The following is a 21,276-nucleotide window of genomic DNA, read 5'->3' on the forward strand; positions in this document are numbered from 1 at the left end:
AAGCAACAAAAAAACGCTATGGCCTCTGTGGTTAAATACCTATTTTTAACCAAATCAATCTTTATGAAATTAATCTGTTTAATGTTTTTGCTATCTCTAAGCCTTATGGTTAATGCCCAAAACAATTTTAAAGCAACACAAATTAAATTTGAAAGAGTAGAAAAAGCGTATAATGAAAAATGGGAAACATTGAAAAAATTTGTTCGCGCTGATGGTTATGGTGACCAATTTTCGATGGTAATTAACGCCTACAAAAGTGAAGGTAAATTAGAAGTTTGGCTAAAGGCTAATACCGATAAAGGCTATAAATTATTCCGTACGTACGATTTTTGCGCGCATTCGGGTACACTTGGCCCAAAAGTAATTGAGGGAGACGGGCAAACCCCTGAAGGATTTTATTACATCAATGTTTTCAACCCAATGAGCAATTTTCACTTGTCATTAGGCGTAAATTATCCAAATAGTGTTGATAAATTAAGAACAGGCAAAGACCGTAAAACAGGCGGCGATATCTACATCCACGGCAATTGCGTAACTGTTGGTTGCATTCCTTTAACAGACGAAAAGATTAAAGAAGTTTACGTTTTGGGAGTGGAGGCGCGCAATGCCGGACAAGAAAAAATCCCTGTGAACATCTATCCTTTCAAAATGACCGACGCGAATATGAAAAAGTACATTGTCCAGTTCCCTACGCAGGCAAACTTTTGGAAATCATTACAGGTGGGGTATTTAGCTTTTGAGAAGAATAAATACCTTGCGGAGATTAAGGAAGTTAAAGGACAATACCTAGTAACGAAAGAAGTCAAGTTTTAAAAAACTTGACTTCTTTAATGTTTTTATGCGACTGGAAGAAACCTTCCACCTTATACCTTCAATCTCTCTTAAAGCATCCCTCCGCAAACCGATAAAGTTTGTCCGGTTACGTAAGCGCTCATATCTGAAGCTAAAAACACGCAAACATTGGCAATATCTTCAGTTTCACCTGCACGTTTTAAAGGAATATCTTTTTCCCAGCCTTCAACCACTTTAGGATCTAAAACCTCAGTCATTTCGGTACGGATAAAACCCGGAGCAACCACGTTGGCGCGGATATTTCTAGAGCCTAACTCTTTAGCTACTGATTTGGTAAAGCCAATGATACCAGCTTTAGATGCCGCATAATTAGCCTGACCAGCATTACCTGTTACACCAACAACTGAACTCATGTTAATGAAAACACCTTTACGCGCTTTCATCATCACTTTAGAAGCTGCTTTAGTTACATTGAAGATCGATTTTAAGTTGATGTTGATTACATCATCCCAGTTCTCTTCACTCATACGCATTAACAAGCCATCTTTGGTAATACCCGCATTGTTTACTACAATATCAATTGTACCAAATTCTGCCACGATATCATTGATCAACTGCTCAGCCTCATCAAATTTAGATGCATCAGAGCGGTAACCTTTAACTTTAGTGCCAAAGCTTTGCAATTCCTGCTCCAAAGCCTGTCCTTTTTCTACTGACGATAAATAGGTGAATGCTACATTAGCACCTTGCTCTGCAAATTTCTCCGCTATTTTACGGCCAATTCCTTTTGATGCGCCGGTAATTAATGCTGTTTTTCCTTCTAGTAATTTCATTATGAAATATTGTAAAGTTGAAATGTTTTAATGTTGTAAAGTTAATACTAATAAGTTAATACGGAAGTGCAGGCTGAAAACCCCGAACTTATACAGCTGGCTCTTGCTGGCTCAGGCAATGAAAACTACCCAAACCCCAGATAATATCTACCGAATTGATACCAATTACCTTACGATCTGGAAAACAGCCCTGAATAATATCCAAAGCCTTTTGGTCATTCACATCGTCAAAAACCGGAACAATTACCGCCGCATTGGCAATGTAAAAGTTTGCATAAGATGCTGGTAAGCGGGTATCGTCATAAATTACTGGTGACGGCATTGGCAATTCAACAATGTTTAACGCACGACCATCTTTCAGTTTCATTGCTTTTAAAGCTTCCAGGTTTTCCTGTAACAGCATGTAGTTTTCATCAAGTGGATTACTTTCTACAACGGTTAAAACGGTATCTTCGTTTACGAAACGGGTAATATCATCAATGTGGCCATCGGTATCATCGCCCACAATACCATCTCCTAACCATAACACCTGCTCCTGACCATAATATTCCAACAAATATTGTTCTATCTGCTCTTTTGTTAGGTGGGGATTGCGGTTTTCGTTGAGCAGGCAAGCTGTAGTGGTTAAAACTGTACCTGCACCATTAAATTCTACCGAGCCACCTTCCATTACAATATCTGGAAGAAATAATGGCAGCTCAAAATATTTCGCAATTTTAGTGGGTACCACATCATCTTGATCAAACGGTGGATATTTACCGCCCCAGGCATTGTAACCCCAATCTACTACAGCCTTTTCATTTGCTTTTAACACAAATGCAGGGCCATGATCGCGGCACCAGGCATCGTTGGTTTCGTTAAAATAAAATTCTATCTGTGTTAAATCGGCATCTACTTTTTTAAGTTCTGCAATTGCAAAAGCTTTCATTTCTTCATCTTTTACATTGATCCGAACCTTTTCGCCTTCGGCAACAGCTTTAATAAACTGGCAGTAAGGCGCATAAATGGTTTCGATTTTTCCGGGCCATGAAGCCTCTTTATGCGGCCAGCTTAACCAGGTAGCCTCATGCTTAGCCCATTCGGCAGGGAATGAATAACCTTGCTGCTTGGGAGAATAATCGAATTGATTAATATTTAGTTCTTTTCTTGGCGGAAAATTTGACATTCGTTTAGTCTTATAATTTAAAGGTGTCACATTGGATGGTCGTCATCTTGACTGGAACGCAGTGGAATGGAGAGATCTCTGATAGATTTCTCGGCTGCGTTGCACTTCGCTCTAAATGACGATTTCCTAGCTTTAAGCTTTGGTCTTTAACCTTTAAGCCTAGTCGCCGTCAATATATCTTTTAGTAATCGGCTGATACGAATCGATTCTTCTGTCTCTTAAAAAAGGCCAGTGTTTACGGAAGAAATCAGATTCCGATAAATCCAGTTCTACTACTTCTGTTTCTTCTAAATCGTGAGAACCTAAATAGAGCAGTTTACCCTGCGCGTTTGTAGCAAAACTACCTCCCCAGAATTTCATTGCACCATCTTGCTCAAAACCTACACGGTTTACACTTACTACCGGAACACCATTGGCCACTGCGTGCGAGCGCTGAATGGTTTGCCATGCATTGTATTGGTCCTGATTGGTTTCTTCATCCTGATCGGTAGCCCAGCCAATTGCGGTTGGATAGAACATGATATCTGCTCCCATTAACGCAGTGATGCGCGATGCTTCAGGATACCATTGATCCCAACAAATCAAGATACCGATTTTAGCAAATTTGGTTTCGAAAACCTTGTAGCCTAAATCACCTGGTGTAAAATAAAATTTCTCGTAAAAAGCAGGATCGTCAGGAATATGCATTTTTCGATATTTACCCAAATATGAGCCATCGGCATCTAAAACAGCAGTAGTGTTGTGGTACAAGCCTTCAGCACGTTTTTCGAACAGGGAAGCAATAATTACCACACCCAGTTCTTTGGCAACTACCTGCAAGGCATCAGTCGATGGACCTGGAATAGCCTCTGCCAGATCAAAATTATCATAGTCTTCAACATCGCAGAAATACAACGAAGTGAAAAGCTCCTGCAAACACACAATTTGTGCACCTTTTGCGGCGGCTTCCCTTACTTTTGTAATCGCTTTATCTAAATTTTCCTGCTTATCTTTAGTACAGGTCATCTGCACCAGGCCAACTTTTACCTTCTTCATTTTTTAAAATTATTGGATGAGAGAATGAGAGAATGAATGCTTTGCATTATCCATTCAACCATTCAAAATTCTATCATTCTAAATCGGCTGCAAAGTTACTAAAAAGGTTTAAGGTATAAAGGTAGCGGGTGTAAGGTTTGTATAAAAATTTGAGAAAAGCAAAGGTTGTATTGGAATAATTGTTAGTTGACTATTAGTGATAGATTAAATAAAAAGTGTCGTCATCTCGAGCGGAGTGCAACGTAGTCGAGAGATCTATCCAAGTAGATTTCTCCGTTCTGCTGCGCTTCAGTTGAAATGACGATGACTTAGGGGAGAGGTTGCAAACGATAATAAAACAAAAAGTCCCAACTTGTGTCGGGACTTTTCATTCTATTTTAAAACCAAATTAAGGATTAATGTTATCCCTTTTAGGTTTAGTTTTGGTTTCTACAATTTCTGCTACGGCAACCACTTCCTTACGTTTTTCCGGATCCATTAACTCCATCAGTTTAAGTCCCAGCAAGCCATCCATGGCCGAACCACCGGCATTTGCATTTCCACCAATTAATACATCAGGGATCAGTTTTACATTACCTTTTGATAACTCTTCGGTAATTTTATAACGGGTGAAATTTTCACCTCCCAGAGCCTTAACCGCAAGCTCGTAAGCCTCTGCTGTAGATTTACCCACTGCTAAAATTTTACCTGCTTCGGCGCTACCTGTTAACGAAATCTGCTCTGCCTCGGCCGATGCACGTAACTTAATCGCTTCCGAATCAGCCTGTGCCCTAGCTTTTGTGGCCTCAGCTTCGGCGTGCGCACGCATTTTGGTAGCCTCGGCCTCTGCACCAACAGCCAGTTTTACCCCTGCTGCATCACCTTCCGATTTTTTAACCGTAGCACTTGCGGTTCGTTCGGCAATTTCAACGCTTTGTTGTGCTTTCACAATATCCTTCTGCATATCGGCAATAGCAGTTTCTTTTTCCATCCCCTGACGCGTTTCCTGTGCCTGCTTTTGCGTTTCGTAAGTTACCTTCTGCTCTTCGGCTATTTTACGGTCGGTTAAGGTTTTCATTAACGATTCTGGTGGCACAATATCACCAATCAAAGTATCAACCGCATTCACATTATACTCATCAAGCACCTTGCGGATATGTTCTTTTGCCGATTCCTGACGTTCTTTACGGGTACTCAGGAACGCAATTACATCGCTGCCCTGAGCCGAGTTGCGGAAATAGTTACCAATAGTTGGCTCTAATACCTGCGAAACCAGGTTAACCATGTTACCAAAACGGGCAATTACTTTTGGCGCTTCTGTTGTAGGAACGTGAATGATTTGCGCCACATCCAGATTAAAAGGGAAACCATCTCTCGAACGCACTGTTATAGTTGATAAATTTTTATCCAGGTTATGCGCCTCGCTGCGTGCCGATGCCCAGTTTAACACCAAATTGGTTGTGGGTACCAGCTCTACCTTCATAATGTATTTATTAATCGGGTATTTACCGGGACCAAGCGGCTCTAACCAAACCCCTTTCGATCCCTTGCCCACAATATTCCCGTGTTTAAAATCGGCTCCGGTTAAATCATTGCCATCAGTACCAATAAACGAAATAACTACTCCAACATAACCTATGGCAATTTCAGTCATCGGGATTTCTTCCAGCTGGATGGCCCATGGATTGAGGTTATAAGAACCTGCCAAAATTACCTGCGGCTGTAAACCACGATTACCGCCTTGTTTAATAAAGGCATCAAAATCCTGGAAGTTATTGTGTCCTTCTACCAGTTTACCTGCAATCTGGTTGGCTTCGATCGGTAAACCATCCAGGGTTGTTACAATGCCTACCATACTTTCCTGAATGCGGATCATATCGGTAACCGAAACCTGAAACAACATGGTATTGATACGGTACGAACCAGAAGTGATATAGGACGTTTGCCTACCTCGCTGCCCGCCGTTTTCGAGAAACTTAACCGCATCCTGAAAGTTATCAGACTCTACTTTCTGCCCCAAAATATTCCCTGTTGGGATCTCTGCCCCATCTTTGGCCATAATGAGGCCGATTTTACCTTCGGGAATAACGGTAAATTGCTCCATGGTTACGCTGTATTGCCAAAACCACATCCCGAAATATAATCCCGGCGCCAGGGTTTTTCCCTGAAAACCAGCTTCGCCTTTAATGGCGATAATGCGCCCGTCGGGCAGCTCCCGATCCGATCCGAAGAGCACAAATTTTTTGGTTATTAATCCAATCCTGTCTTCGGGTACGATGACCATCCCGAATAGGAAACGTAAAATATATTTGTATAAAACTAAGCACAACAGTGCCACTAAAACCCACCAGTAATTTGAAATGAGCGATTCCATAATTTATATGATTTTTATTGTTTTTAAGCCTAATAAACCATTTATTAAGCATGCTATTGACAACAAATTATGTACATTGTTACCAGATTTAACACTTATTTTTAAGAAATTTTTAATTGCTTTTAAGGCCTGAAAGAAGCCTTCAGTAACGCGATCTCAGAAGTACAAACTGCAGATGACATTTTTAGGATTCTTGCATCTGAATGTTTATAAACGATTAAAAACAGGCATTTTTGTTTTACTGAATATTCGCGAAAATTTTAATTGTACTATTTACAATTAATAAAGCACAGCCGTCCTTTTTTTGACCTATCTGAATTGACCAGATTGGAGTACACCCATATTAGATTTGTTTACTTTTTCTACGAAGGGCAGGAAAGCAATAAGATTAAGCGCCTATTTCTTCACGGTATTCCTGTTGTAATTCAAACAGGCATTTGGCACATAAACAACCATCATACAGCTCAGAAATATGCTGCACTTCGTTTATACTGAGTTGTACTACGCTACACTGACATTTGGTGTAAGCATTGGCCTTGCACTCAATAGCCGATCCGCATCTTTCACAAGAAATGATTTCGTGTTTGGCGCTATGGATGTGTGCAGACATTTTTAAGGTTTCATTGTTTGCTAGTTCATTTGTTCAGTAGTCATTACTGTATGGCAATTGAGTACTAATGAACCAATTCCTAATGAATTATTGAACTAAAAGCAAAAGTAAGGACAAAAAATAAGGTTTTGAGCTTTTACCCAAAACCTTACGTTACAATTGCTTTTAAATTTTATTTTGCTGCAAGCTTATCTAGCTCTTCATAGACCTTGCCAGGCCTATTTGCATTTTTATTGATTAACGTACCATCTTTTCCAATGATCACGTAACGGGGAACGCCTCTTATTTCAAACAAATCATTAGCTTCTGAGATCTGGTCTGGGGTTAACAAATAATGCTCCCCCTCAATTTTAAGTTCTTGTTGAGCAGCCAACCATTTATCTTGAACATCCTTATAGCCAAAATAGACAAATACGATATCTCTTCCTTTTAGTTTCTCCCTCAATCTGGCTGCGTTAGGCATCTCCGCACGACAAGGAGCACACCAACTTCCCCAAAAGTCCAAATAGATTAGCTTGCCTTTATATTTATTCAAAATCTGGTTTAAGCTACTGGCCTGGCTAATGTTTTCTTTTATTCTATTGCTCATTTGGCCTAATTGGGCATTTCTGGAATCTATAACTAACTTTAATAGTTCTTTGTCTTTTACACAGGCATTAAACTGATTAAAAATCGCATTGTATGAACTATCATTTCTCAATGTCGCAAAGCTTACCATTATGCGTGTAAGCGCAACTGACCTGGTTACTTCATTAAAGTCCGTTTCATTTACAAAGGCTATAAATTTGATCCCATCAATAGGATAGCTTAGCCCATTAAATTCGTAATGCATGTAATACGCTAAAAGATAATTGTATTCGATACAATTTTTGGCTGCATAATCGTCATTACCCAATTGTGCAGTAATGAGTTTAAATGCTGTGGGGTCTGTTATTTGCCTTTTTCCCCTTACCCATTCTATAGCATTATTATAAGGACTATATTTATAAGTTGCTTTCAGCCAATGGTAATAATCATTTGTTAGTTTGAAAGATTTCATATATTCTCCCAACATCTTTAAGTCATATCGAGACACCTCTTCCTGTAACTTTATATACTCCAAGACATCTAGTTTAGCTGTTCTAGCTGCGTAAGTTTCTGATGGATACTTTTCTCGGTTCTTTTTAAGATAATAACCAAAATAATTGAAATTGGCTGCATGAGGTCCTGTTGCTGTCGTGCCCATCATTAAGCCATCCTCTTTGGCATCTATTAAAATGTTTACATTTTCATTCGGGATAAGTACGAATACATCATAACGGTCGCTGCCGATTTCTACCAACCATTTTGAGATCGTTTCAACAGGCAAAACAATATCGAATTTACCTTGATCATTTAATTTTGCCTTGTATCTTTTATCTGATCTGATACCTGTTATTATTGAAGCATCGTGGCGCATAAAGGTAATGGTACTTTCTTTTGAGTTAATTACCGTACCCGTTAGTCTTAGGTCTTGTGAAAAGGCTGGTTTTATAAAAAAAAATAAGCAAATAATCGTGAGGTATTTCTTCATAGCGTTGTAATTTGCAACAAGGTAAGTAATACCAGAAAGGTGATAAAATGATTTAACAAGGCTTAACAACTTTAACTTTTCTTAACAAAAAAGGTTCTGAACTTTCGTTCAAAACCTTTTTTGTAATTATATCTTAAAGATCACTTCAGCTCTCACTAATCCGACCTCAGCAATGACGAACAAGATTAGCAAGCTTTTTGCTTTAGTCTTTCTGCTTTTGCTTTTAAAGACCCTCTGCCTTAACCTGAACAGCTAATGCAACCTTCTTCCATCGAACAAACTGGTCCATCGATGATTTCTTCTGCAACCTGATCTTGTGTCATTTCAGCAGGAATAACCGCTTCAATTGCTTTACCGCCCTGATTCTCCACTGTGAATTTAACAGCTTGCGAAGCAGCCTGAGTACGTAGATAGTACATACCGGTTTTCAAACCTTTCTCCCATGCATAGAAGTGCATTGAAGTTAATTTTGAAGTGTTCGGTGCGTTTACGAACAGGTTTAACGATTGCGACTGACAGATATAGGCACCGCGATCGGCAGCCATATCGATGATGTTACGCATCTTAATTTCCCAAACAGTTTTGTATAGATCTTTAATGTAATCAGGAATTTCTGCAATTGCCTGGATTGAACCGTTGGCCAATATGATTTTGTTTTTCATATCGTTGTTCCATAAGCCCAAGGCTACTAAATCTTTCAATAAGTGTTTATTTACTACCACAAACTCTCCACTCAATACACGACGGGTGTAAATGTTTGAAGTGTAAGGCTCGAAACACTCGTTGTTACCTAAAATCTGCGAAGTAGATGCAGTTGGCATTGGTGCAACCAATAAAGAGTTGTACACACCATCCTTAACTACTTTTTTGCGCAATGCATCCCAATTCCAACGGCCGCTATCTGGTGTTACATTCCACAAATCGAACTGGAATTTACCTTTTGACAATGGTGAACCTTTAAATGTTTGGTAAGGACCATGTTTCACAGCTAAATCGTGTGAAGCCGTCATCGAAGCAAAATAAATCGTTTCGAAGATATCTTTATTTAAACGTTTGGCCTCATCACTTTCGAAAGGTAAACGCAATAAGATAAAGGCATCAGCTAATCCTTGTACACCTAAACCAACGGGACGATGGCGCATGTTAGAGTTTTCAGCTTCCTGAACTGGGTAATAGTTATGATCGATGATCTTGTTCAGGTTTAAAGTAGCCTGATAAGTTACATCGTATAATTTTTGGTGATCGAAAGCACCGTTAATTACGAAACGAGGTAATGCCAGTGAAGCTAAGTTACAAACTGCAACTTCATCTTTAGAGGTATACTCGATAATTTCGGTACACAGGTTAGAACTCTTAATGGTACCTAAATTTTGCTGGTTGGATTTGCTGTTCGCTGCATCTTTAAACAACATGTAAGGTGTACCAGTTTCAATCTGCGAATCTAAAATAGCAAACCAAAGCTCTTGTGCCTTAACCGTTTTACGGCCACGGCCTTCTGCTTCGTATTTAGCATATAAATCTTCAAATTCTTTACCGAAACAATCTGCTAAACCTGGTGCTTCGTGCGGACAGAACAAGGTCCAATCGCCATTATCTTTAACACGTTGCATAAACAAATCGTTGATCCAAAGTGCATAGAATAAATCGCGCGCACGCATTTCTTCTTTACCATGGTTTTTACGCAAATCTAAAAATTCGAAAACATCAGCATGCCAAGGCTCTAAATAGATTGCGAAAGCTCCTTTACGTTTACCTCCACCCTGATCTACATAACGGGCAGTATCGTTAAATACGCGTAACATTGGGATAATACCGTTACTTGTACCGTTGGTACCGCCAATATATGAACCAGTTGCACGGATGTTGTGAATACTTAAACCAATACCGCCAGCGCTTTGCGAAATCTTAGCAGTTTGTTTTAAAGTATCGTAAATACCTTCAATACTGTCATCCTGCATGGTTAGCAAGAAACATGACGACATTTGAGGTTTTGGTGTAGCCGCATTGAATAAGGTTGGTGTAGCATGTGTAAACCAACGCTCGCTCATTAAGTTATAGGTTTTAATTGCGCTTTCGATATCTTCTTTGTGGATACCAACAGAAACACGCATGAACAAATGCTGAGGGCGCTCAACAATCTGACCGTTAACTTTTAAAAGGTAAGATTTTTCTAAAGTTTTAAAACCGAAATAATCGAAACCGAAATCGCGGTCGTAAATGATAGAACTATCTAAAATATCCTTGTTTTTTTCAATAATCTCATAAACATCATCAGCGATAAGAGGTGCCTCTTTCTGCGCTTTCGGGTCGAAATATTCGTACAACATTTTCATCGTACCCGAGAATGATTTAGTAGTGTTTTTATGCAGGTTAGAAACCGCGATACGCGAGGCTAACAAAGCATAGTCAGGGTGTTTGGTAGTTAACGATGCGGCTGTCTCTGCAGCAAGGTTATCCAACTCCGAGGTAGTTACCCCATCGTATAAGCCTTCGATTACCTTTTTGGCAACATCGATCGGATCTACAAGATCTGAATTTAAACCATAGCAAAGTTTTTGAATACGTGCTGTGATTTTGTCAAATTGCACCGGCTCTTTCCGGCCATCTCTTTTTAGTACGAACATATTTTATGAGATTTAAGTTTTGTTACTGAGTGAATGAGTGAGTTTCGAATGAGAGAATATTAATTACCCCTCCTTACTCCCACCACAATTCATTATTTTATTTATTTCAATTGATGGACGGAGCATTCACCCATTCCATCATTCTCTAATTCAAAATTCTACCTAGAAGTCTTCATCTAAAGAAAACGCCTGGGCTTTGTTATCGGCAGAGGTTAATACACCACTTTTCTGATAATCGCCAACACGTTTTTCGAAGAAGTTGGTTTTACCCTGAAGCGAAATCATTTCCATAAAATCGAAAGGATTGGTTGCATTGTATATTTTTTTGTAACCTAATTCCTGTAACCACCTATCGGCCACAAACTCAATGTACTGGCTCATTAATTTTGCATTCATACCAATTAAGGCAACCGGCAATGCATCGGTAATGAATTCTTTTTCAATTTCTACTGCATCACTGATAATAGAGTGAACTTGTTCTTCGCTCAACTTATTGCTCAACATGCTGTACAACAAGCAGGCAAATTCGCAGTGAGAACCTTCATCTCTCGAGATCAGCTCGTTACTAAAGGTCAAGCCTGGCATTAAACCACGTTTCTTTAACCAGAAAATAGAACAAAAACTTCCGCTGAAGAAAATACCTTCAACCGCAGCAAAAGCCACTAAACGTTCGGCAAAAGTTCCGTTTTCAATCCAGCGTAATGCCCATTCAGCCTTTCTTTTTACAGCCGGAACGGTATCGATAGCATGGAATAAACGATCTTTTTCTTCCGGATCCTTAATATATGTATCAATTAACAGCGCATAGGTTTCGGCATGAATGTTTTCCATCATAATCTGGAAACCATAAAAGCAACGTGCTTCGGGCAATTGAACCTCGCTCATGAAGTTTACCGCAAGGTTTTCGTTTACAATACCATCACTAGCAGAAAAGAAAGCAAGAATATGAGAAATGAAATGTCTTTCGCCATCATTTAAATTATCCCAGTGTTTCTGGTCGTCAGAAAGATCAATCTCTTCTGCTGTCCAAAAACTAGCTTCGGTCTTTTTATACATTTCCCAGATTGCCGGATACTTAATTGGCAAAAGCACAAATCTGTCTTTGTTTTCTTGTAGTAATAATTCCTGTTCCATACGCTGATGTTTTTAAATCTAATTTTTAACAGAGCCGACAAAGGCACGCATCCATCAATTTTATATGATGATTGTAATGTCTTTTATCAAAACGCTGTAGTGAAAGTGCTAACCCTATTACCTGGCAACAACTTGGTTTTTAGTTCGGAAAATTTAAAATTGCAATCTGAGAGATATACGCATAAATTACTAAAAACTAAGCTTTTATATTTGTTTTCAAGTGCAAGAAGTTAAAGAACTTTGTTATAACAAATATATATACGGTGGCCCTTTTTAGTGAACCAAAGTTGTTAACACCCTGCCCTGATGCTGGGGAAAAACGATCAGCCTAATATCATTTTCAAGCCAAAAAAAAGCTAATTGTTTCTTTTAAAGGGTTTAACAAACAAAAAAGAGTGTTAATAACTTAAATTCGAGGGGTGTTTTAAGCTCAAAATAGAGCTAAAAAGAGTACTACTCAACAGTATAACTGAGGTTAACTTTAGCAATGCCTTTACGGTAGATACCAATCTGTTTAGCAGCGCGTTCTGACAAATCTATAGCCAATCTTTTAGAGAAAGGACCACGATCATTTACCTTTACAATTACCGATTTTCCGTTAACGGGGTTGGTTACGGTAACCAGTGTACCAAATGGGAGAGTACGATGTGCGGCAGTGAGTTTTTTTGATCTATAGCGGGCTCCGCTCGTGGTGCGGTGGCCTTCAAATTTTCTGTGGTAATAAGTGGCGAGAACTGTTTTTTTAGTACTGTCCGTTTCATTTACTGATGACGCGGAATCTTGTGCATTACTGTGTAAAAACAAGAACAAACTACTTAATAACAGAAGATACTTCATAGGCTAAAATTCTTTATCGAGCCCGCAAATATAAGCATTTAGTTTAAAATGAAGCTGTTAATTGGCTTTTCACCTGTAAACGATGAGCTGTTAACCGAAATACCAGACCAGGATTACAGGTGCGAAATCGCGGCCTAACATTGCGCTAAGTACGATTTTGGGCTGTTGAAAAAAACCTGGTCTGGTGCGGTAATTTATTTCATTTCGCGCTCTAAAACCGGAATTAAAAAGCGTGATAAGGCCGGAGTACGGTGTTCCTGCTTACTGATTTTAATCATTTTTTCGACAATATCCGGATGTTTTGCAGCCAGGTCATTTTCTTCTTTGACATCGTTCTCCAGATTGTACAAAGCCCACTTCGCATTGCCTTTGAGCATATTTAAACGCAGCCCTTTCCAGTTGCCCAAACGGATAGCTTGCTGGCCACCATATTCAGGATATTCGAAATACAAATACGGATGGATGTTTTTCTGCTGCTGTCCCAATAAAGTTGGCAAAATGCTGATCCCGTCGACATCCTTTGGCGTGTTTAAACCAAGTAGATCGCAAAAGGTAGGCATCATATCCATGGTAGAGGCAATCAAATTGCTTGTACTGCCTTGTTTTACCTTACCTGGCCATGAAACTATAAAAGGTTCGCGGATGCCACCTTCGTGCACAAAACCTTTACCCCAGCCAAAATTGCCATTAAATGGCCCGGCACTATTAAAAAAGGCTGGATCTACACCCGCATTAAATGCTACACCGTTATCGGCCGAAAATAAAATGATGGTATTATCGTACACGCCTTTCGCTTTCAATTCATTAATTAATTCACCTACCTGTCTATCCAGCAAAGTTATCATCGCTGCGTAGGTAGCACGGGGATAGCGGCATGGAAAATAAGAGCCATCGCCCAAAAATGGTTTTTCATCGCCAAATTTCTGATGGTAATAAGCTACCAGATCTTTTGGAGCCTGTAATGAAACGTGTGGCAATGGTGTTGGGTAATATAGGAAAAACGGCTTGGCGGCGTTTTTATCGATAAATTTTAAAGCTGCTTTGATCAAAAAATCAGGTGCATAATCTTTCTGCGCATATTTTTCATAATTTTTCTCGTCCAAACTGTCCAGTTCTTTAGGGAAAGTCACTGTAGGTGCCTGTATTTTATTGTCTAAAGGTACCCTGTTTTCGTTTTCCCACAGGTGACCGCTGTAATAAGTATGATCTTGCCGCTGGCAGATATAGCCATAAAAATAATCGAAGCCTTGTTTTGTAGGGAAACCTGTGGTAAACGGAGCGCCTAACCCCCATTTACCCACCATGCCTGTGGTGTAACCAGCGCCTTTTAGCATTTCAGCTAGTGTAACAGTCGAATCGGGTATCGGGTACTGCCCTTCGAGGTAAGGGTTTTCTTCCATGGCCTTAAAATCCCATACCGGCCCACGCTCGCCCCACTCGTGGTTGCCACGGATAAAAGCTTTTCCGGAGTTTTGCCCCGTCATTAAAATATAACGTGATGGCGCACATACCGGATAGGCATAATGCTGGGTAAACTTCATGCCACGTTTGGCTAAAGCATCCAGATTGGGGGTTTCGATTTTGTCCTGCCCGTAACACCCCAACTCACCGTAGCCCATATCATCGGCCAGGATATAAACGATATTTGGTTTTGCCGCTTTTGGTTGAGTAGTTTTTTTAACTGCTTTTTGGGCAAATGCCGAACAAAAGACAAATAAGACAAGGGTTAACAGTAAAATTTGGCGTTTCATTAATCCTGATTTTTTGGTTTGCATTGGTTAGTACCACTAAAATAAGGCATTAAAAAAACTTCTGTATGCTTAAAAACGGGCGCAAACGATTGACCATTTGAATTATTACAAAACGCCATAAAAAAAGGTGTACAGCTCATTGCCGTACACCTCTACCTAACCCTACTATACCCACCTTATTTCTTATCGGGCACAAAATTCATGGAAATCGAGTTTACACAATGACGGGTGTCTTTATTGGTAAAGCCTTCTCCCAAAAATACGTGACCTAAGTGTGCGCCACAATTGGCACAAACAATTTCTGTACGCGATCCATCTGCATCAGGAATGCGTTTTACAGCACCTTTAATTTCATCGTCGAATGCTGGCCAACCGCAGTGCGCATCGAACTTGCTTTCTGAGCGATACAAGGCCGCATTGCAGCGTTTGCAGGTATAGGTTCCTTTATCTGTGGTATGCTCGTATTTGCCTGTTCCCGGATATTCAGTGCCTTTATTTACAATCACTCTTTCTTCTTCGGGTGTTAATGGATTCCAGTTCATTTTTTTCTTGGGTATAATTTGTTCTGTTTCCTTTGCCTGTTTTGCTTCTTTCTTATCCTGTTTTTGTGCACAGGCCGAAAGCCCTGTAATCAAAACAACAGCCGAAACTAAAAATAGTTTATTTAACATCGTTCTCATGTTACAATATACGTTAAAGCTATAGGTTTTGGTTTGCTGTTTCAACTGTTTGTATTAGTGTTTACTTCACCCTGACAAAGCTTGTAGTGACATGTCTACTTACATTATTAACCACCTAAGACACCTAAGTGCATATGAGTGTTAACAAAAAACGCTACGCTCTTCGTGCCTCTCTTTGTACGCTCAGTAATTATACAATCTCAAACCTAAAACTTTGTGTGCTTTGCGCTCTTTGCTGTTAAAACCAGACAATAAACAAAAAGCGCTCCGAACCTAATCGAAACGCTTTTCTTTATATAAATTTTAAAAATCTTACTTCGCTAATTCTTCTGCCATTGCAGCACCGATTTCAGCAGGACTTTCTACTACACGGATACCACACTCAGCCATAATTTTCATTTTAGCAGCAGCAGTATCATCAGCACCGCCAACAATAGCACCAGCGTGCCCCATTCTACGTCCCGGAGGCGCAGTTTGACCAGCGATGAAACCAACAACAGGTTTAGTACCGTGTTCTTTGATCCAGCGTGCAGCCTCTGCTTCCATTCCACCACCAATTTCACCAATCATGATGATACCGTGTGTTTCAGGGTCGTTCATTAATAATTTAACAGCTTCAACAGTTGGCGTTCCGATAATTGGGTCGCCACCAATACCAATAGCTGTAGTAATACCTAAACCAGCTTTTACAACCTGATCTACGGCTTCGTAAGTTAAAGTTCCAGATTTAGAAACCACACCTACATTACCTTTTTTGAAGATAAAACCTGGCATGATACCAATTTTAGCCTCATCAGCAGTGATAATACCAGGGCAGTTAGGGCCAATCAAAGTAACATCACGATCAGCAATATATTCTTTTACCTGAATCATATCCTTAGTTGGGATACCCTCAGTAATACAAACAATTACTTTAATACCACCTTCGGCAGCTTCCATAATCGCATCAGCAGCAAAAGCCGGTGGTACGAAAATGATCGATACATTTGCTCCCGTCTTATCAACGGCATCTTTAACAGTATTAAAAACAGGCTTATCTAAATGTAATTGCCCACCTTTGCCAGGCGTTACACCACCAACTACGTTTGTACCATACGCCAACATCTGTTCTGCGTGGTAAGTTCCTTCGTTTCCGGTAAAACCCTGAACGATAACCTTAGAATCTTTATTTACTAAAACGCTCATGTATCAATTTTTTTTGTGCAAAGCTAATATTATTGAGTGGAAAGTCAAACCGAAAAGCATATTATTTGCCCCGTTTTTTCAGGAAAATGTAAGGAATTGGTTTATGGCTGCCAAAGGCCTGCTATATGTTTTATCCCTGTATATAGCCTGTACTGTTTTTATCGAATTTAGGGACGAAGGATAAATGTCTTTTTGATGCGCTATAAGGAACAAGTCTTTCGGTTGTAAGCCCGACAAGAACAGGCAGCCTCCGGTTTATGCTATCGGAGCTACAGTGGATGGCAGGGCTAAAGGCTTCTTGGAACTACAAATCGCTCATTTCCAAATAAAAAAATATTTCTTTGATTAGGAAATGAACAGTTCATTTCTTTTGGAGGGCTTCAGTCTCGCTCTCCATTCTTTCCGATGAAAAATCGGAACCACTTAGATCGGGTTTAGTAACAAAGTTTAGATGCTTTTGGCAACATCAATGCAAAACACCTAAATTTACGTTTAAAGCTTAAAGCAGATACAAAAACGAACCAAATGAGCAACCATGCATTAGCATTACTATTTTTTACTTTCTTTATTTCTACTGCTGCTAAGGCCCAAACAGCCGATACCACTAAGTATATTTTGCAAAACGATGTTGAAGTAGCCAAAACTGAACCTGGCACACACAATGGAGGTGGCGAAACCATCGGTTTTAATTTCTTCGCACAGGCTAAAAACCTCAAAACCATTTTCAGAAAGCGTATTTTAAAACCGGGCTCTTCCATCGGTTACCACCTGCAAAAAGAAGATGAAATTTATTATGTCATTAGCGGTAAGGGTAAAATGAAAATGAATGGTAAGGTTTTCTCTGTTAAACCAGGTGATGCCATTTTAACAAGGCCGGGCAGCTCGCATGGTATTGAGCCTGATGCGGGTAATGATCTGGTTATTCTGATTGCATATGAGAAGAAATGATATTCTTAAGTCGGGATTACAAATCCCGACTAACACAACAAAAGAGATCGTCATACTGAATTTATTTCAGGGTCTCTTTTTAGAGAGACCCTGAAACAAGTTTAGCAAGACGTTATGTTTAAGTTTTGATTTTTATTGCGGAAACTCCAAACTTATTTCCATCCTTTAGCCCAGGCTTCCTGTGCTTTTTCGTCATGGAAAGTCCAGGCTACAAAACGGCTTATTTTTTGGCCCTGGCTCATTTGAACTGTTCTTACTTCAAAAGCATTTACCTTGATTAAGGCATTATAAATACTTTTTAGGTTGGCACTTTTCGATACCAAGGAGGTAAACCATAAAACCTGGTTTTTAGTCTGCTCACTTTGGATGATCATCTGCTCTACAAAAGCACGTTCGCCCCCAGGACACCAAAGCTCGGCCTTATTACCACCAAAGTTTAATACGTGCTTTACTTCCTTTTCGCCACCACCAAGGTTACGCCATTTTTGACGGGTACCCTGCTCTGCCTCTTTTAACGAAGCGTGGAAAGGTGGATTACAAACTACTGCATCAAAGCGCTCGTTTCTACCTACAATCCCTCTAAAAATACCCATTTTAGAACCTTGCAAACGCGGTTCAATTGCGCCTTGTAATGATTTATTAGCATCAACAATCCTTTTTGCAGCTTCAACCGAAAGTGGATCGATATCTGAACCTACAAAACTCCAGCCATACTCTCTGTGCCCGATAATTGGGTAAATGCAATTGGCACCAATACCAATATCCAGCACATTTACAGTGGGTCCGGTTGGATTTTTTCCTTTATTGCTCGAGCCTAAAAGATCGGCAACGTAGTGAATATAATCGGCCCTGCCCGGAATAGGCGGACAAAGGTAATCTTTTGGAATATCCCATTGCGAAACATCGTAATAATGTTTCAACAAGGCTCTGTTTAATGCTTTTACGGCATTTTGATCAGCAAAATCGATAGAATCGTCGTTGTGTTCGTTTTTAAACACAAACCGCTTTAATTCTTTAGATGCAGCAGTAAGTTGTTTGAAATTGTAACGCGAACGGTGTTTGTTGCGTGGGTGTAACTCGCTTTTTTCTTTGCGGTTATTTTGTTCTTCTTGAGCCAATGTGATTTGGTTTAACTAAACATGCTGTGTTGCCTGTTTCTGCTACAAAGGTAGCTAAAAAAGGCGAAAGGCATGAAGGTGGAAAGCAGAAGGCGTTAAAGCGTATTCGGAGCGGCTTTAGTTTATCCCTCCGTCTTGCTGATGCGATAGTTATCTGACTTGTTCAGCATCTCTCAGGGTAAAACAATTCTCCAGGAAATTAGAGTCCCTGAAATACCCGTCCGATCGGCCGGGCGGAAATCCGATAGCTATCGGATCAGGGTGATGATTGTGATAAACAAGCTCCAAACTGAGCACTCCAAACTCCCAATTAACTCTCCTCTCCTTTTTCGATCATTGCAGGCTGAATGGCTTTCAAATATTTCTCCTGATCGAACTGGTTTTCGCTTTTGGCAATTACAATGGTAGCCACACCATTGCCAATTACGTTCGTAATCGCCCTGGCCTCGCTCATAAATCGATCTACGCCAATCAAGATAGAAATGTGTTCGATCGGCATAATTTTTAATGCCGTAAGGGTTGATACGAGTACAATGAAACCACTTCCAGTAACACCTGCAGCCCCCTTTGAGGTAACCATGAGCACCCCTAAAACTGTAATTTGCTGCCCCAGCGTTAAATCAACATGAAAAACCTGGCAAAGAAATATCACCGCCATGGCCAGATAAATTGCTGTACCATCGAGGTTAAAAGAATAGCCGGTTGGGATAACCAAACCCACCACCGATTTATCACAGCCAATGCTTTCCATTTTCTGCATCATACTGGGCAAGGCCGATTCGGAAGAAGAGGTACCCAATACAATTAAAATCTCCTGACGGATATATTTAAGGTACTGCCAAAGACTAAACTTATAGTACCTGCAAATTCCATTTAAAATAATAAAAATAAACAAAATGCAGGTTAAATATACCGATCCCATTAACTTGGCCATCCCAATAATGCTTTGCAAACCATGGGTACCGATACTAAAAGCCATACCGCCAAAAGCACCAATCGGCGCCAAACGCATAATCACTTTCATTATTTTAAACAGCACCTTCGAGATTTTATCAAAAGCGTTTAAAACCACTGTGCCTTCGCCCCCTAATTTGTTTAAGCCATAGCCAAAAAGTATGGCAAACAATAAAATTTGCAAAATATTGCCTTCAGCAAATGAAGCGATGATGTTATGCGGAATAATGTGGAGAAAGAACTCGGCCCAGTTCATATCCTTAGCCTGTTCGGCGTAACCGGCAATTTTTGTGGTATCGCCGGCTTTCGCAACCATGCCTGCACCTGGCTTTAAAATATTGGCTACCAATAAACCGATAGCAATGGCAACCGTACTTACAATTTCGAAATACAATAAAGCTTTGCCGCCTACCCGGCCTACTTTTTTCATATCGCCCATGTACGCGATACCCAAAACAATGGTAAAGAATATGATCGGAGCAATTAGCATGCTAATCAGGTTAATAAAGCCCTGACTGATTAGTTTAGCTGTTGGCGCAAAGCCCGGAAAGTAAGCTCCTACGTTAATACCTATTATAATGGCTACAATAACCTGAAAGGTTAAATTGGAAAAGATTTTTTTCATGAATTACTTTGCCTTACTTATAAATACTTACTTCAATCTTTCCTTCGGCTGTAATTGCACCGCGATACATGCCGTCAGTATTAAAAGGCATGGTCATATTTCCTTGCTTGTCTAAAGCAATTAATCCTCCATTGCCGCCCATTTTACCTACTTTATCTAAGGCAATTTTTGAAGCTTTGACTACTGAAAGTCCTTTGTATTCCATTAAATCGGAAATGGTTTTGGCCACTACATTACGGATATAAAACTCACCCCAACCGGTACACGAAATACCCGCAGTTTCATTATTGCAATAGGTGCCTGCACCAATAATTGGGGCATCGCCCACGCGACCATATTTTTTATTCGTCATACCGCCAGTTGAAGTTCCCGCAGCTAGGTTACCTGCTTTATCCAGCGCCACGCAACCTACTGTACCAAACTTATAATCCAGGTTTTTCACCCCAAAGAGCTCAGACTTCTTACTACCATGATCGAGCACGGCCTTGGTTGAATCTTCTTGAATTGCTTTTTGCAAACCTTCCCAACGCTCTTTTGTCCAGAAATATTTTGGATCTACAATCTCTAAACCGACCTCTTTAGCGAAAAGATCAGCACCTGCACCAACCAGCATTACATGTTCAGATTTCTCCATTACTGCCCTGGCCGCCGAAATTGGGTTTTTAATGGTGGTAACACCTGCAACAGCTCCGGCCATCAGGGTTTTCCCGTCCATAATAGCTGCATCTAGTTCGTTGCGGCCATCGTGGGTAAAAACAGCGCCCTTACCAGCATTAAAATGTGGATCGTTTTCCAACACATGAATGGTAGCTTCTACCGCATCTAAACTGGTTTTACCTGCTTTAATTTGCTCATAGCCTGCCTGCAAGGCCTGGGTTAGGACGGCAATATAGGCAGCCTCTTTCTCCGCGCTCATGTTCTTTTTTAAAATGGTACCGGCACCGCCATGAATAACCATTACATATTTTTGTTGCGCCGAAACATTAACTGCCAGCACCAACAACATAAACAAGCTAAGTATTTTGAAAAATTTCATCTCCTTACAGGGTTTAAGAAGCTGTTAAATTAAGAAAATAACAG

Annotated in this window: 17 protein-coding genes; 2 read left to right on the forward strand and 15 right to left on the reverse strand. The window is 40.0% G+C overall.

Features of this window, described 5'->3' with window-relative positions; translation table 11 throughout:
* The first annotated feature begins 63 nt into the window (after window positions 1–63).
* Window positions 64–813 (forward strand): murein L,D-transpeptidase family protein, encoded by a 750-nt coding sequence (locus tag G7074_RS04255; protein ID WP_124559472.1) that lies wholly within the window; start codon window positions 64–66, stop codon window positions 811–813.
* A 68-nt stretch (window positions 814–881) separates the two neighbouring features.
* Here G7074_RS04255 and fabG read toward each other — a convergent pair whose 3' ends face one another.
* The 12 genes from fabG to sucD form a co-directional block, all read right to left on the reverse strand.
* Entirely contained in the window at window positions 882–1,625 is a 744-nt protein-coding gene (gene fabG / locus G7074_RS04260) for a 3-oxoacyl-[acyl-carrier-protein] reductase (protein ID WP_124559471.1), read from the reverse strand.
* 88 nt (window positions 1,626–1,713) lie between these two features.
* On the reverse strand, window positions 1,714–2,790 hold the full coding sequence (locus G7074_RS04265; protein WP_166207108.1) for an agmatine/peptidylarginine deiminase: 1,077 nt from the start codon (window positions 2,788–2,790) through the stop codon (window positions 1,714–1,716).
* Window positions 2,791–2,949: 159 nt separating this feature from the next.
* On the reverse strand, window positions 2,950–3,825 hold the full coding sequence (locus G7074_RS04270) for a carbon-nitrogen hydrolase (RefSeq protein WP_166207111.1): 876 nt from the start codon (window positions 3,823–3,825) through the stop codon (window positions 2,950–2,952).
* Window positions 3,826–4,213: 388 nt separating this feature from the next.
* Window positions 4,214–6,178 (reverse strand): SPFH domain-containing protein, encoded by a 1,965-nt coding sequence (locus G7074_RS04275; protein ID WP_166207114.1) that lies wholly within the window; start codon window positions 6,176–6,178, stop codon window positions 4,214–4,216.
* 388 nt (window positions 6,179–6,566) lie between these two features.
* Entirely contained in the window at window positions 6,567–6,788 is a 222-nt protein-coding gene (locus tag G7074_RS04280) for a cysteine-rich CWC family protein (RefSeq protein ID WP_124559467.1), read from the reverse strand.
* Between the two features lie 172 nt (window positions 6,789–6,960).
* Window positions 6,961–8,340, reverse strand: a complete 1,380-nt coding sequence (locus G7074_RS04285; protein WP_166207117.1) for a TlpA disulfide reductase family protein — start codon at window positions 8,338–8,340, stop codon at window positions 6,961–6,963.
* Between the two features lie 239 nt (window positions 8,341–8,579).
* The gene (locus G7074_RS04290; protein WP_124559465.1) at window positions 8,580–10,964 is read right to left on the reverse strand and encodes a ribonucleoside-diphosphate reductase subunit alpha; all 2,385 of its coding nucleotides are present in this window, start codon (window positions 10,962–10,964) and stop codon (window positions 8,580–8,582) included.
* Window positions 10,965–11,126: 162 nt separating this feature from the next.
* Window positions 11,127–12,098 (reverse strand): ribonucleoside-diphosphate reductase small subunit, encoded by a 972-nt coding sequence (locus G7074_RS04295; protein ID WP_124559464.1) that lies wholly within the window; start codon window positions 12,096–12,098, stop codon window positions 11,127–11,129.
* A 453-nt stretch (window positions 12,099–12,551) separates the two neighbouring features.
* Window positions 12,552–12,935 carry a septal ring lytic transglycosylase RlpA family protein gene (locus G7074_RS04300; RefSeq protein ID WP_124559463.1) on the reverse strand — a complete coding sequence of 128 codons (384 nt, stop codon included), beginning with the start codon at window positions 12,933–12,935 and terminating at the stop codon, window positions 12,552–12,554.
* Window positions 12,936–13,129: 194 nt separating this feature from the next.
* Window positions 13,130–14,686 (reverse strand): arylsulfatase, encoded by a 1,557-nt coding sequence (locus G7074_RS04305; protein ID WP_124559462.1) that lies wholly within the window; start codon window positions 14,684–14,686, stop codon window positions 13,130–13,132.
* A 176-nt stretch (window positions 14,687–14,862) separates the two neighbouring features.
* The gene (locus G7074_RS04310) at window positions 14,863–15,366 is read right to left on the reverse strand and encodes a methionine-R-sulfoxide reductase (protein WP_124559461.1); all 504 of its coding nucleotides are present in this window, start codon (window positions 15,364–15,366) and stop codon (window positions 14,863–14,865) included.
* A 312-nt stretch (window positions 15,367–15,678) separates the two neighbouring features.
* On the reverse strand, window positions 15,679–16,551 hold the full coding sequence (gene sucD, locus G7074_RS04315) for a succinate--CoA ligase subunit alpha (RefSeq protein ID WP_039479954.1): 873 nt from the start codon (window positions 16,549–16,551) through the stop codon (window positions 15,679–15,681).
* 525 nt (window positions 16,552–17,076) lie between these two features.
* Between sucD and G7074_RS04320 the strand changes: the two genes are divergently transcribed.
* A complete protein-coding gene (locus G7074_RS04320) occupies window positions 17,077–17,499 on the forward strand; it encodes a cupin domain-containing protein (RefSeq protein WP_124559460.1) in 423 nt (140 codons plus the stop codon).
* A 152-nt stretch (window positions 17,500–17,651) separates the two neighbouring features.
* Here G7074_RS04320 and rlmF read toward each other — a convergent pair whose 3' ends face one another.
* From rlmF to G7074_RS04335, 3 genes are all read right to left on the reverse strand, one after another.
* Window positions 17,652–18,617 (reverse strand): 23S rRNA (adenine(1618)-N(6))-methyltransferase RlmF, encoded by a 966-nt coding sequence (gene rlmF / locus G7074_RS04325; protein ID WP_124558800.1) that lies wholly within the window; start codon window positions 18,615–18,617, stop codon window positions 17,652–17,654.
* Window positions 18,618–18,927: 310 nt separating this feature from the next.
* On the reverse strand, window positions 18,928–20,196 hold the full coding sequence (gene dctA / locus G7074_RS04330; protein ID WP_166207120.1) for a C4-dicarboxylate transporter DctA: 1,269 nt from the start codon (window positions 20,194–20,196) through the stop codon (window positions 18,928–18,930).
* Window positions 20,197–20,209: 13 nt separating this feature from the next.
* Complete coding sequence (locus tag G7074_RS04335) at window positions 20,210–21,232, reverse strand: isoaspartyl peptidase/L-asparaginase family protein (protein WP_166207123.1); 1,023 nt, start codon at window positions 21,230–21,232, stop codon at window positions 20,210–20,212.
* Between the last annotated feature and the right edge of the window lie 44 nt (window positions 21,233–21,276).

It is taken from the genome of Pedobacter sp. HDW13 (assembly GCF_011303555.1).
Classification (GTDB): domain Bacteria; phylum Bacteroidota; class Bacteroidia; order Sphingobacteriales; family Sphingobacteriaceae; genus Pedobacter.